Here is a 13,066-nt window from a genome sequence, read left to right as displayed (position 1 = left end):
ACACTTGTGGAAGACCTGCGCATCGGAGTCATCGGGCTCGGCCTGCGGACGAGTCTCGCCCTGGCCGCCCACCGGCCGGGCAAGGGCTCGGTCGTGGCGGCGCTGTGCGACTCCGACCCGGCAGTGCTCAAGAAGCAGTCGGAGCGGTTCGAGGCGGAGTTCCTGACCGGGGAGTACCGCGAGCTGCTCGACCGGCCAGATCTCGACGCGATCGTCGTCAACACCCCCGACGACACGCACGAGCGCATCGCCATCGACGCCCTCCAGGCCGGCAAGGCCGTCTACCTGGAGAAGCCGATGGCCATCACCGTCGAGGGCTGCGACAACATCCTGCGGGCCGCCCGCGAGACGGGCAGCCGCCTGTACGTGGGGCACAACATGCGCCACATGGGCGTGGTGCGCCTGATGCGGGACATCATCCGCAAGGGTGTGATCGGTGAGCCCAAGACCGTGTGGGTACGCCACTTCGTGTCCTACGGCGGCGACTACTACTTCAAGGACTGGCACGCCGACCGCACCCGTACGACGGGCCTGCTGCTGCAGAAGGCGGCGCACGACCTCGACGTGATCCACTGGCTGGCCGGCGGCTACACCACCCGCGTGAACGCCCTCGGCGACCTGATGGTCTACGGCGACCTGCCGCGCCGCGAGCCCGGGACGCCCCGGCCGGAGGGCTGGCTGCGGGAGTTCGAGTGGCCGCCCACGCAGCGGCGCGACCTGCACCACGTGATCGACGTCGAGGACGTGTCGGTCATGAACATGCGCCTGGACAACGGCGTCATCGCCGCCTACCAGCAGTGCCACTTCAGCCCCGACTACGTGCGCAACTACACGGTCATCGGGACCGAGGGCCGGCTGGAGAACTTCGGCGACGGCCCGGGGGACACGGTCAAGGTGTGGAACACCGGCCCCACCTCCTACCGGGACGACTGCGACATCGCCTACCAGGTGCCGGCCGCGCAGGGCTCGCACGGCGGGGCCGACCCCCAGATCATGGCCGAGTTCTGCCGGTTCGTCACGGAGGGCGGGGCGACCGACACCTCACCCGTGGCGGCCAGGATGAGCGTCGCCGCCGGGTACATGGCCACGATGTCGCTGCGCGACGGCGGCATGCCGTACGACGTGCCGCCGCTGGACCCGGAGCTGGCCGCGTACTTCGACAACGGCCAGCGCTGAGCGGCGCCGGGGCCGGGCGGGGGAACCCGCGCGGCCCCGGCGGACGTCAGCGGCCGGTGTCCTTGGGGTCGCGTTCGCGCTCCAGGTCGGGGAACGGGGACGGCTCGTTGACGGCCTGGGCGATCTGGCGGGGGCCCTTGGGGCTCTCGGCCTCCTGGGCGTCGGCGACCGCCTCGGCCGCCGCCTCCGAGGCCGCCGCGATCTCCCGGTCCAGCTCCTCCGACGGCCGGGGCTGCTCCTCGCGGGTGGCGGCCGACTTCGGCAGCGCCTCGGTGAACGCCTTCGAGACGCCCTGCAAGGCCGAGGTGACCTCGCTCGGGATGACCCAGAACGTGTTGCCGCTGCCCTGGGCGAGCTGCGGCAGCACCTGAAGGTACTGGTAGGCCAGCAGCTTGGGGTCGGGGTCGTTGCGGTGGACGGCCTGGAAGACCTGGTCGATGGCGCGCGACTGGCCCTCGGCCTCCAGGATGGCGGCCGAGCGCTGGCCCTCGGCCCGCAGGATGCGGCTCTGCTTGTCGCCCTCGGCCGTGAGGATCTGCGACTGGCGCTGGCCCTCGGCGTTGAGGATCGCGGCCCGCTTGTCGCGCTCGGCCCGCATCTGCTTCTCCATCGCGTCCTTGATGGTCTTGGGCGGGTCGATGGCCTTGACCTCGACGCGGTTGACCCGGATGCCCCACTTGCCGGTGGCCTCGTCGAGCACGCCGCGCAACTGGCTGTTGATGGTGTCGCGCGAGGTGAGCGTCTTCTCCAGGTCCATCGAGCCGATCACGTTACGCATGGTCGTGACGGTGAGCTGCTCTATGGCCGTGATGTAGTTGGCGATCTCGTACGCCGCCGCCCGCGGGTCGGTGACCTGGAAGTACAGGACGTTGTCGATCTCGACGACCAGGTTGTCCTCGGTGATGACCGGCTGCGGGCGGAAGGTCACCACCTGCTCGCGCAGGTCGATCATCGGATAGACGCGGTCGACGTAGGGGATGACGAAGTTGAGACCCGGCTTGAGCGTGCGGTGGTAGCGGCCGAGCCGCTCCACGTTGCGGGCCCGCGCCTGCGGCACGATCCGCACGGCCTTGAGCACGGTGAACGCGGCGAAAAGGATGATCAGCAGTCCGGCTATCAGCAACGGGTCCATGTGGTCACTCCCGTGGATACACGAGGGCCGTGGCGCCCTCGATCTCGATGATGTCGACGGTCGCCCCGGTGGGGATCACCAGGGTCTCGTCATAAGCGCGTGCGGACCACTCCTCACCCCCGATGCGGACCCGCCCGTCGCGGCCCGTGACCTCGGAGACCACGTACGCGGGCTTGCCGACCAGCGCCTCCACGCCGAAACGCTGCAACGGCGGCTGCTGAAGATGGCGGACGGCGAGCGGCCGGATGACCACCATCCCCGCCGCGGACGACAGGGCGAACACGAGGATCTGCAAGGGGACGGGCAGCCCGACGGCGGCCGTCACGGCGGTCAGGAGAGCGGCCACGCCCAGGAGCCCGAGGGCCGCCGTGAGAGTGAACAGTTCGGCCACACCGAGGACGACTGCGAGGATTATCCAGATGACCCATTCATCCATGCTCCGGCCCTCCTGAACCTATAACGGGCCTGTGTGTAGGACTGGTTCCCCCTTACCACCGTAATCCCCCATTCGTCCGCAGGGCACCCGTCACCGGCCGGTCGCCGGGGCGGTCAGGGCGCTTCCCAGGATCCACTTCTCCCACGGAAGTTGCCAGAAGCCCCACCCGTTGTCCCATTCCAGCCGGCGGGCGGTGCCCGTGATCAGCACCGGGTCGCCGCGCAGCGAACCGGCGTAGAACCAGGCCGCCTGGTCGGGGCGGGCGTTGATGCAGCCGTGGCTGACGTTTTCCCTTCCCTGGGCCCAGACGTTGTCCTTCGCGTGCACGTACTCGCCGCTGTTGGAGATGCGCACGGCGTGCTCGATCAGCAGGTCGTAGTAGCCGGGGTCGCCCTTGGCGCGGCCTGGGGAGATCATCCGGACCGGGTTGCCCTTGTCCATGGTCAGGTGCATGCCGCTGGTGGTGGTGTATTCCCGCGTGGTGGCCATGCCGGCGCTGATGGCCATCTGCTGCACCACCCGGCCGTCGCGGCGCACGACCATCTGGTGGGTGCGGGCGTCGACCGTGCTGGTCTGCCTGCGGCCCACGGTGAAGGCGAAGGTGGAGTCGAGGGTGCCGTAGACGCCCGGGGCCGGGCGCACCCCGGCCAGGTGGGCGCTGACCATCACCTGCTGCCCCGAGGCCCAGAACCGGCGGGTGCGGTAGACCACCTGCGTGTCGCTGGTCCAGCGCCAGGCGCCCTCGGCCGGGGTCTTCGTGGTGACCTCCAGCGACCGCTCGACGGCCGCCTTGTCCTGGATCGGGGTGTCGAAGTCGATGACGACCGGCATGCCCACGCCCACGGTCTCGCCGGGCAGCGGCGCGGTGGCGGCCACCCCGAACGTGTGCTCGGCGGCGCGGGTGCGGAAGCGGCCCATGGAGACCGTGGACGGGCCGTTCTCGCCCGCGGCCGTGGCGGTGACGGTGTACTCGGTCGCGGGTTTGAGCGTCCAGTCGGAGCGCCACCTGGTGTGCGAGGCGTCGAGCCGGCCCGGGACGTGCTCGCCTCCCTCGTAGACCAGGACCTGGGTCAGCCGGCCGCCCTGCGCCGTGATGAGCAGCCCCTTGTCGGGACGGGCCCGCTTGGCGTCGAAGGAGGGGGAGACGTGCACGACCGCGGGCGCGGCCGGGGAGTCGCCGACGGGACCGCAGCCGCAGCAGGCCAGGAGGAAGGCGACACACAGGATCGCGGCACGCCGCACGTCACTCTCCGAGGGCTTTCCGAGGGAAGGGGACTTCCCAGGTTAGCGGTGAGTGACGGTCTAAGCACCTTGAGTTACTTATCCGATGGTTCCGGACACCTCGCCCAATGTCAGGCCGCCCGCGGTGGCCCGGATCGTCACCGTGTCGCCGTCCTGGAGGAAGGTGCGGGTGTCGCCGCCGGACAGCTTGATCGGTTCGGCGCCGTTCCAGGTCAGCTCGATGAGCGAGCCGCGCTCGTCGCGTTCAGGGCCGGAGATCGTGCCGCTGGCGAACAGGTCTCCGGTGCGCAGGGAGGCGCCGTTCACGGTCATGTGGGCGAGCATCTGGTCGGGCGTCCAGTACATGCTCGGGTACGGCGGGCGCGAGATCACGTCGCCGTTGAGCACGACCTCGACGGCGATGTCCAGGCCCCAGTCGCCCTGCCTGCGCAGGTAGTCGAGCGGCTCGGGGTCCTGCGGGCGGCCCGGGACCCGGGGCAGCGCCTCCAGCGGCGTGACCCACGGCGAGACCGAGGTCGCGAACGACTTGCCCAGGAACGGCCCGAGCGGCACGTACTCCCACGCCTGGATGTCGCGCGCGCTCCAGTCGTTGACCAGTGTCACCCCGAACACGTGGTCCTCGAACGCCCCCGCCGGCGAGCCCAGCTCCGACGGCACGCCGACCACGAACCCCAGCTCGGCCTCGATGTCGAGCTTGGCGCACGGCCCGTAGACCCCGGCCCTGAGCTGGCCGTGCGGGCGCCGGACCGGCGTGCCGGACACGACGACCGTGCCCGACCTGCCGTGGTAGCCGACGGGCAGGTGACGCCAGTTGGGCAGCAGCGGCTCGGCGTCGGGACGGAAGATCCGGCCGATGTTGCTGGCGTGGTCGAGCGAGCAGTAGAAGTCGACGTAGTCGGCCACCTCGAACGGCATGTGCAGCCGCACCTGGTCGAGCGGGATCAGGTGGCTCTCGGTGACCGAGGAGTCGCCGGTCAGCTTGTTCTGGATGAGGGTCCTGGTGTCGTGCCAGGCCGAGCGGCCCCTCGCCATGAAGGGGTTGAGCGAGGGCGCGGCGAACACCTCGTCGTGCAGCGCGGCGGCCAGGTCGAGCACCTTGTCGCCGTACCTGACGCCCACTCTGGGCGATTCGCCCTGACGGGAGAACACGCCGTAGGGCAGGTTGTCCACTCCCCAGCTCACTGAATCACTCCTAGCGTCTGCAGGTCCTCGATGGGCGTGCCGGTGCTGCAGGAGCCGTAGCTGACCAGCAGCCGCCGCGCCCGCTTCGCGGTCTCCTCGGTCACGGCGCCGGCCAGCCGCACGAGATGGCCGACGTCGGTGGTGCGCAGCACGGGCGCGGGGTCGCGGCCCTCCACGGCCTCGCAGACCGACAGCAGCAGGTTGAGGAAGCCGTGCCGGTCGACGCCGAGGCTCGGGTCGAAGTGCCGCACCGCGTGGTGCAGCCCGGCCGTGGCCTTGAACGGGACGTCGGCCTCGACGCAGGCCCGGACGAACGCCGCGAGGTGCTCCACCGACGGGAACGCCTCGGCCTTGAGCCCGCCGCAGCGCACCTTCAGCCCCACCCCGTCGGGCACCCCGGCGACCTTCCGGTCCGGCGGGACCTCGACGAACAGCCGCACGTGCGCCGGCAGGCCGAGGCGCCGGGCCAGCTCGGCGACGGACTCGTCGGCCCCGAGCGGGATCTCGACGAAGTCCACCGGCAGGTCGCCGAAGTCGGGGAGCTCGGGCGTGTCCACGATCAGCCCGATGCGCCGCGGCCGGTAGGCGTGCCCGCGCAGCCGGTCGAGCCGGCTGGCCGGGCAGAGGAAGCGGTGGGTGAGCACGCCGTTGCCGTGCTCCAGGTCGCGCTGGTTGCGGGCCAGCGCCTCGTCCATGTGCAGCGACGTCGGCGGGAACAGGCCCGCGTCGTCGACCAGTTCGCTGAAGAGAGTCATCGTGCCCAGGTCCATGCGTAGCCGGGATCCTCACAGGACAGCGCGCCCGGCCCGAGGTCGAGCGGGCGGAAGGTGTCGACCATCACGGCCATCTCGCTCGTGGTGGTGACGCCGCGGGCGACCGCGTCGATCACCGCCTCGACCGCGCCGGGCTGCGGGCCGTGCGTGAACCCGGCCGGGTGCAGCGAGACCGAGCCGACGTCGATGCCCGAGCCCTTGCGCGCGGTGTAGTCGCCGCCCACGTAGAACATGAACTCGTCGGAGTCCACGTTGTGGTGGTTGTACGGGATCGGGATGGCCTCGGGGTGGTAGTCGAGCGGCCGCGGGCAGAACGAGCAGACCACGAACCCGGGCCCCTCGAACGTCTGGTGCACCGGCGGCGGCGCGTGCGTCTTCTTCACGATCGGCTCGAAGTCGTCGATGTTGAAGGCGTACGGATAGAGGTAGCCGTCCCAGCCGACCACGTCGAAGGGGTGGTTGCGGTAGACCAGCCTGGTCAGGCCGCCCCGCGTGCGGACCAGGACGGGCACCTCCTCGCCCTCGGCGAGCAGGGTCTGCGTGGGGGCGCGCAGGTCGCGTTCGCAGTACGGCGCGTGCTCCAGGAACTGCCCGTACTGCGACAGGTAGCGCTTGGGCGGCCTGATGTGCCCGGACGCCTCGATGGCCAGCACGTTGACCTGCCCGTCGGGCACCCAGCGGTGGATCGTGCCGGTCGGGACGACGACGTAGTCGCCCTCGCCGGCCTCGATGACGCCGTAGGTGGACTCGAAGCGGACCGAGCCGCGCTGCACGTAGACGCACTCGTCGCCCATGGAGTTGCGGTACAGCTCGCTGGGGCGGTCGCTGGTGGCGTACGACAACCGGACGTCGGCGTTGCCGGCGAGCAGGATGCGGCCGTCGACCAGGTCACCGGCGCTGGACAGCTCCTGCGTGCGGAAATGGCGCGGGGAGAGCGGCAGATTGGGCTCCAGTCGCGTCGCGGACGCGGGCGTGACCGCCTCGGCCTTGATGATCGCGGTGGGCAGGTGGCGGTGGTAGAGCAGCGAGGAGTCGGACGAGAAGCCCTCCTCGCCCATCAGCTCCTCGGCGTAGAGGCCGCCGTCCGGCCGCCTGAACTGCGTGTGCCGCTTGCGTGGCACTTCCCCAACGACGCGGTAGTACGGCATCCGCCCTCCATGTTGTCCGCTTATCGGACGCATGTGTCCTCTATGTGTGACCACCGTCCGACATCGGTGTGGAGATGTCAACCCAGCGCGGCGGCCAGCTCGGCGGCCGCCGCCACCACGCGCGGCCCCGTCTCCTCCTCCAGCGGGCCGAACGTCACCACCCCCACCGAAGCCTCCAGCCACGGCAGCCCGGTCACGGGCGCGGCGATGCCCCGCGCCCCCACCTGCAACTGCCCCTCCGTCACGAGGTATTCGTCGCGCCCCTCGCGCAGGGCCAGGATCGCCCGGCCCGCCGCGCCTTTCGCCAGCGGATGGCGCGACCCCTCCCGGTAGGCCACGTGCAGATCGGTCCAGGACGGCTCCACCACCGCCACCGCCAGCCCGTCGTCGCCCTCGGCCACGGTCAGGTGCGCGGTCGCGCCCACCTGCTCGGCCAGCCGCCGCAGCGTCGGCACCGCCGCCGCCCGCAGCAACGGCTGCACGGCCTGGGCCAGCACCAGCACCCCGAACCCGAGATGCACCCGCCCTTCGGCGTCGCGGCGGACGAACCCCTCGTTCAGCAGCGTCGTCAGCAGCCGGTAGACCACCGGCCGGCTCAGCGACAGCTCGGTGCTCAGCTCGGTCGGGGTGCGCCCGCCCTTCCCGTCGGCGAGAAGTCGCAGCAGGCGCAGCCCGCGTTCGAGCGTCTGGGCGGATTCGGCGGCCATGACTTCGATTATGGAGTGACGGCTGACCAGTGAAAGAGCACGGTGAAGGGGTACGTAGGGACGAGAGGCGTCGGGGGGTGGAGATGCGGCAGAGGTGGCTGTTCCTGGTCGCCGGGCTGGCTCTCTGCGCCCTGCCGCCGGCCGTGCCGTCGCTCACCACGCCGATCGCGTACATGGCGAGGGAGACCCTGATCGACCCGCCGCCGCGCGCGGAGGGCGACCGGCTGGTGGAGAACACCTTCTACCTCACCCAGGGCATCACGGTGAGCCAGTGGCTGCTGCCGGTCGCCAAGGGCGTGACCTTCCGTCCCGGCTACGTCGCCGTGGGGGTCAGCGTCGACGCGGGCGGGCGGCTGTCCGGCACGCCCTCGCGCGTGGGCACGTTCATCGCCCCGGTCCGGCTCTGCGCCGGGCACTCGTGCGACGAGCAGCTCATCACCCTCGTCGTGCTCGGGAACGTTCCATGGGAGCCGCGCGAGCTGACCTTCCCGGGCCGGGCCGGCGTCCCGCTCGCCGGCGAGATCGGCATCAACGGCGGTCCCCCGGGCGTCATCCCGACCTTCAGCGTGACCGACCACGCCAAGCTGCCCGCGGGCGTGACGATCGGCCCCGACGGGCACGTGGGCGGGGTGCCCCAGGCGGCCGGCATCTCCGAGGTCCCGGTGCGTGTCTGCGTGGCGGGCAACTGCGCGGGCGTCGTGGTCCGGTTGATCATCGTCTGAACCCTTGCGCGGGGCGGTTCCTGCGGTCACGGTGGTTCCATGAAATCGGTCATTGTGGTCGGAGCCGGTATATGGGGGTCGTCGCTGGCGTTGCGGCTGGCCGAAACCGGCTGGCAGGTGACTCTGGTCGAACAGCACAAGCCTGGACACGTCCGGCAGGCCAGCGCGGGGGAGACGCGGCTCCTGCGCTGCGCGCACGGCGCTGACGACTGGTACGCGCGGCTGGCCTGGGAGGCGCGGGAGGGCTGGCGGCGGCTGGGCGAGCGGGCCGGCGAGGAACTGTTCCTGGAGTCGGGCATGGTGTGGTTCGCGGCCCGGCCGGACGGGTGGGAGCACGCCAGCGCCCAAGTACTGAAAAATCTGGATATCCCGGTTGAGGTGCTCGACCCGGCGGACGGCCGGCGCTTCTTCCCCGACTACCGCGGCGACGACCTGAGCTTCCTGCTCCACGAGCCGCACGCGGGCGTGCTCAGGGCGCGGCGAGCGACGCAGGTGACCGCCCGGCTGGCCCAGGCGGCCGGCGTCCGGCTGGTCAGGGGACGGGCGACGCCCGTGCCGGGGCTGAGCGCGGTCGAGGTGGACGGCGAGGTGCGGCGGGCCGACCGCGTCGTGTGGGCGTGCGGCGCCTGGCTGCCCGGCCTGTTCTCCGTGCCGGTCACGGTGACCAGGCAGGACACGGTGCACTTCGCCGCGCCCGCCGCGTGGTCGTCCCCCGAGACGCCCGCCTGGGTGGACTACGGCTCCTCGGCCTACGGGCACGGCGACGTGGACGGGGTCGGCATGAAGGCCACCTCCGACGCCGAAGGGCAGCCGTACGAGCCGGAGGAGGGCAGCCGGGCGGTGGACCCGTCCGCGGTCGAGCAGGCCCGCGACTACCTGCGGCGCAGGTTCCCCTCGCTGGCGGCCGCGCCGGTGCTGTTCAGCCAGGTCTGCCAGTACGCGCTCACCCCCGACGCCGAGTGGATCATCGCCGAGGACGCGCCCGGCGTGTGGCTGCTCGGCGGCGACTCGGGCCACGGGTTCAAGCACGCCCCGGCCCTGGCCGCGTACGTGGCCGAGATCCTGGACGGCGAGCGCGCCCCCGAGCCGCGCTTCGGGCTCGGCCACGAGCGCGTGGTGACCCGCGGCCTGCGCACGAGCGGAGACCTCGGGGTAGGGCCCGCCTCACCGGGATTCGGGGGACGACGGGCATGATCGGCGCGGGCGCGCGGATCAGACTTTCCCTGTAATCGAAACGACAGGGAGCCCGCCATGACCACCGCCCTCGCCTCGCAGACCGCCGAGCCTCGTACCCCCCAGCCGCCGCCCGTCGTGCACGCCGCCGCGCTGCTGTGGATGTCCGCCGTCGCGGCGGGGGCGTTCGAGACCGTGCTCGCCGTCGGCAGGGAGCTCTACGAGGGCACTTCGGGCGTCCTGGACCTGCTGCCCGGCGCCGGTCTGCGGGTGGCCGTCTTCGCCGCGGCGGTCTTCCTGGCGCTGCGGATGCGCGCGGGGCAGAACTGGGCCAGGCTCACGCTGGCCGTGGGGCTCGGCGTGTTCGGCACGTTGTCGCTGGTCGTGGGGCCGATCCAGTGGCTGCTGCACGGCGGCTCGATCGCCGGGGCCGCCGCCGGGGCCGACGTGGTGACCTGGCTCTTCACGATCAGCCGGGTGCTGCACGTGACGGCCGTGCTCGGGGCCGTCACGCTGATGTTCCAGCCGAGGGCCAACGCCTGGTTCCGCTCAGAGTGAGACCGGCTCGGGCTCCGGCTCGGGGGCGCGCAGGTTGCGCACCCCCGGCGCGGCCAGCGCGGCGAGCGTGGACAGCACGACGAGGGCGGCGCAGCCGAGCAGCGCCCCCTCGGTGCCGAAGGCCACCGCCGCCGGCGCGGCCAGCATCAGCCCGATCGGCCCGAACATCAGTGACCCGAGCGCGTCGTACGAGCTGACCCGCGACAACGACTCCGCCGGGATCTCGCGCTGCATCGTCGTCTGCCACAGCACGCCGAAGACGTCGAAGCACACGCCCAGCACGAACGCCCCCGCCACGATCGCCCACAGCGGCGCGTCCAGCCCGAGCAGCACGTACGGCAGCGCGGTCGGCAGGCACAACAGCGTGCCGAGCAGGATCGGCCGGCGCGGACGCAGCCGCAACGACACCAGCACCCCGGCGATCGTCCCGACGGCCTCGCCCGCCAGGAACGCCGACCAGGCCGCCGGCCCGCCCAGCGTCTCCTTGGCCAGCAGCGGCCCGAGCACGCCGTGCCCGGCCTGGATCGCCATCACCAGCACCGAGAACTGGGCGACGACCACCCAGATCCACTGCCGCGAGCGGAACTCCCGCCACCCGTGGCGCAGGTCGGCCAGCACCGAGTGCCGCTCGGCCGCCGCGCGCTCGGCGGGGGGCAGTCGCAGCAGCGCGATCAGCACGCCGGCCACCGCGAACATCGCACCGCTGACCAGCAGGGCCCAGCCGCCGCCGAACCACAGCACCGTGGCGCCGCTCAGCACCACCCCGGCCACGCGCGAGGCGTTCGCGCCGAGACCGAGCAGCGCGTTGCCGGCCTGCAGCCGCTCGGCGGGCACGATCTCGGGGATGATGCCGGTCAGCGCCGGGAACATGATCGCCATGCCCACGCCGCAGGCCGCCGCCGCGACGCTCATCACGGGCAGCGGCGCCCAGCCGGTCAGCAGCATCGCCGCCAGCGCGAAGTAGCCCAGCGCCATGAGCAGCTCGCCGGCCATCATCACCCGCTGCCGCGGCAGCCGGTCCGCGATCACCCCGCCGATCAGCATGAACACGATCATGGGCAGTGACTCGGCGGTGAGCACCACCGACAACGTCGTGGCGTCCGCGCCGGGCAGTTCCAGGATGCCGAAGGCGAGCGCCACGGGCGCGAAGGCGCTGCCGAGCATGGAGATGGTCCGCGCGGACAACAACAGGGCGAACTTGCGGTCGCGGAGCAGCCCGAGGTCGCGGAGGTAGCTGTGCACTGGGCCGGTCCCCTCGAAAACGTTCAAATCCGTCCCAGTCTGCCGCTTGTGGCAGTGCGGTGTCGTCCCAATATTTGCCATGGGGGTGACGAGGCCGGTCGGGCCGCGCGGGCGGAGGGGTGATCGCCTGCGCTCGACTGCGACGCCTACTGCGCGTCGAGAACCGCGTGAGGATCGCCGTGGATCTCATTGAAGGTTGTTGATCGTCCCGATATTGTGCTATCTGCCCACGATCGCCCCCCATGGGAGTAAAGGCGCCATGCGACTGCGGAAGATCTTCGTCATCGGACTGGCCCTGTCGTTGCTCGGCGTCGGAGTTCCCGCCTGGTCGGAGGACGATCCACGGGGCTGCAACGACCTGATGTCCGCCGACACCCCGGCGTTCGTCGTCTGCCGCTGGCTGGCCACTCCCGAGGAGGCCGCCGACATCGCCCGGTTCTGGCTGGACAACGACGGCAAGAACATGATCGACTCCGGGCCGATGCACGAGATCGTGGTCGACTGCAGCGAAGCGGGCAACGAGTGCGCGACCGACTCCGAGGGCGACGGCGAGATGCACGACGTCGGCTCCCCGGACGTCGACGGCGCCGAGGACGGCGGCACCCCCGACCAGTGCCCGGACGGCCAGAAGTGCCACGTCGACCCCGACGGGATCTCGGCCGCCGCCAAGACGGCCGCCGCCGAGAGCCCGGCGGGCCAGGCCGTGAAGAGCGCGGTCGAGGCCGGCCTGCGGACCTGGATCGAGACCGAGCTGGCCGACGACTACAAGGCCGGCAAGCTGGCCGAGGCCGCCAAGAAGGTCGCCGCCCTGGCCGCGCAGCCGGGGGTCGCCGGGATCAGGTTCACCTCGCAGCTCGGCTACAACCAGACCTTCGCCACGGCCGAGGAGCTGGACAAGTTCGTCACCGAGGCCACGACCGCGCTGCGCAACCTCGTGCCGGGCAAGAAGCTGGCGGCGCACACGGTGGTCCCGCTGTTCGGCTGCGGCGCCAACGACGCCTGCAAGGCCGAGATGACCAAGAAGTACCCGCTGCTCGACCCCGCCCGCATCGGCGCCTGGCTTTCCGGCGGCCAGATCGACCAGCTGACCCTGGACACCGGCCACCTGGCCACCGAGTACGCCACCTGGAAGATCGACGCCGCCGAGGCCCAGCGCAACCAGTGGATCCAGGTCCGCGCCCGCGCCTGGGACGCCTACGCCCAGATCGCCGCCGAGGACGCCGGGTTCACCGCCGCCGGCACCTCCAAGCTCACCGCCGAGCAGGCCACCCAGGCCATCACCGACCGCATCGCCGCCCCGCTCCAGGCCGACGCCGCCGAGACCGTCGTCCTGTGGAGCCGCTGGCAGGACGCGCAGGGCCAGGTCAACCGGGTGTACGGCGAGAAGTGGGCGGCCAACACCACCTGGGACCAGCTCAAGAAGCTCGGCACCGTGCGCCCGCGGCTGGCCACCGTCTACGACTACAGCAGCCCCGAGGCCGACGTCGCCACGGACATCAAGAACCTGTCCGAGGTCTTCGGCCAGGTCTACCTGCACACCGCCTGACGGCAGCCGCCCGGCCCCGCCCGGTCCCC

13 protein-coding genes are annotated in these 13,066 nt (G+C 71.6%); 5 read left to right on the top strand and 8 right to left on the bottom strand.

Going from position 1 to position 13,066, the window contains the following annotated elements; all coding sequences use genetic code 11:
* Nucleotides 1–6 precede the first annotated feature (6 nt).
* On the top strand, nt 7–1,176 hold the full coding sequence (locus tag ACFYUV_RS46120; RefSeq protein WP_387681253.1) for a Gfo/Idh/MocA family protein: 1,170 nt from the start codon (nt 7–9) through the stop codon (nt 1,174–1,176).
* Nucleotides 1,177–1,222: 46 nt separating this feature from the next.
* Here ACFYUV_RS46120 and ACFYUV_RS46115 read toward each other — a convergent pair whose 3' ends face one another.
* From ACFYUV_RS46115 to ACFYUV_RS46085, 7 genes are all read right to left on the bottom strand, one after another.
* Nucleotides 1,223–2,308, bottom strand: coding sequence for an SPFH domain-containing protein (locus ACFYUV_RS46115; protein ID WP_352361641.1), 1,086 nt, complete (start codon nt 2,306–2,308; stop codon nt 1,223–1,225).
* Between the two features lie 4 nt (nt 2,309–2,312).
* Nucleotides 2,313–2,744 carry an NfeD family protein gene (locus tag ACFYUV_RS46110; RefSeq protein ID WP_352324976.1) on the bottom strand — a complete coding sequence of 144 codons (432 nt, stop codon included), beginning with the start codon at nt 2,742–2,744 and terminating at the stop codon, nt 2,313–2,315.
* Nucleotides 2,745–2,834: 90 nt separating this feature from the next.
* The gene (locus tag ACFYUV_RS46105; protein WP_387681249.1) at nt 2,835–3,986 is read right to left on the bottom strand and encodes an Ig-like domain-containing protein; all 1,152 of its coding nucleotides are present in this window, start codon (nt 3,984–3,986) and stop codon (nt 2,835–2,837) included.
* Between the two features lie 78 nt (nt 3,987–4,064).
* Nucleotides 4,065–5,168, bottom strand: coding sequence for a fumarylacetoacetase (gene fahA, locus ACFYUV_RS46100; protein ID WP_357976260.1), 1,104 nt, complete (start codon nt 5,166–5,168; stop codon nt 4,065–4,067).
* A complete protein-coding gene (locus tag ACFYUV_RS46095) occupies nt 5,165–5,923 on the bottom strand; it encodes a hypothetical protein (protein ID WP_387681246.1) in 759 nt (252 codons plus the stop codon). The genes fahA and ACFYUV_RS46095 overlap by 4 nt, the downstream gene beginning before the upstream one ends.
* Nucleotides 5,920–7,089: a homogentisate 1,2-dioxygenase domain-containing protein gene (locus ACFYUV_RS46090; RefSeq protein ID WP_358298814.1), complete on the bottom strand. Its 1,170-nt coding sequence runs from the start codon at nt 7,087–7,089 to the stop codon at nt 5,920–5,922. The genes ACFYUV_RS46095 and ACFYUV_RS46090 overlap by 4 nt, the downstream gene beginning before the upstream one ends.
* Nucleotides 7,090–7,166: 77 nt before the next feature.
* Nucleotides 7,167–7,796 (bottom strand): helix-turn-helix domain-containing protein, encoded by a 630-nt coding sequence (locus ACFYUV_RS46085; protein WP_352361631.1) that lies wholly within the window; start codon nt 7,794–7,796, stop codon nt 7,167–7,169.
* An 83-nt stretch (nt 7,797–7,879) separates the two neighbouring features.
* Between ACFYUV_RS46085 and ACFYUV_RS46080 the strand changes: the two genes are divergently transcribed.
* From ACFYUV_RS46080 to ACFYUV_RS46070, 3 genes are read left to right on the top strand one after another with little or no spacing between them, the layout of a single operon-like run.
* Nucleotides 7,880–8,518, top strand: a complete 639-nt coding sequence (locus ACFYUV_RS46080; protein ID WP_387681242.1) for a hypothetical protein — start codon at nt 7,880–7,882, stop codon at nt 8,516–8,518.
* A 39-nt stretch (nt 8,519–8,557) separates the two neighbouring features.
* Nucleotides 8,558–9,712 (top strand): NAD(P)/FAD-dependent oxidoreductase, encoded by a 1,155-nt coding sequence (locus tag ACFYUV_RS46075; protein WP_387681239.1) that lies wholly within the window; start codon nt 8,558–8,560, stop codon nt 9,710–9,712.
* A 57-nt stretch (nt 9,713–9,769) separates the two neighbouring features.
* Nucleotides 9,770–10,249, top strand: a complete 480-nt coding sequence (locus ACFYUV_RS46070; RefSeq protein WP_387681236.1) for a hypothetical protein — start codon at nt 9,770–9,772, stop codon at nt 10,247–10,249.
* Here ACFYUV_RS46070 and ACFYUV_RS46065 read toward each other — a convergent pair.
* Nucleotides 10,241–11,491 (bottom strand): MFS transporter, encoded by a 1,251-nt coding sequence (locus tag ACFYUV_RS46065; protein WP_387681233.1) that lies wholly within the window; start codon nt 11,489–11,491, stop codon nt 10,241–10,243. The two genes, ACFYUV_RS46070 and ACFYUV_RS46065, sit on opposite strands and share 9 nt — an antisense overlap.
* A gap of 259 nt (nt 11,492–11,750) precedes the next feature.
* Here ACFYUV_RS46065 and ACFYUV_RS46060 point away from each other — a divergent pair, with 259 nt between their 5' ends.
* Nucleotides 11,751–13,037: a hypothetical protein gene (locus tag ACFYUV_RS46060; RefSeq protein ID WP_358298823.1), complete on the top strand. Its 1,287-nt coding sequence runs from the start codon at nt 11,751–11,753 to the stop codon at nt 13,035–13,037.
* Nucleotides 13,038–13,066 lie beyond the last annotated feature (29 nt).

The organism is Nonomuraea sp. NPDC003560, assembly GCF_042878785.1.
Classification (GTDB): Bacteria; Actinomycetota; Actinomycetes; order Streptosporangiales; family Streptosporangiaceae; genus Nonomuraea.
The sequence above is the reverse complement of the archived record's forward strand: the minus strand, read 5'-3'. Positions and strand labels throughout refer to the sequence as shown.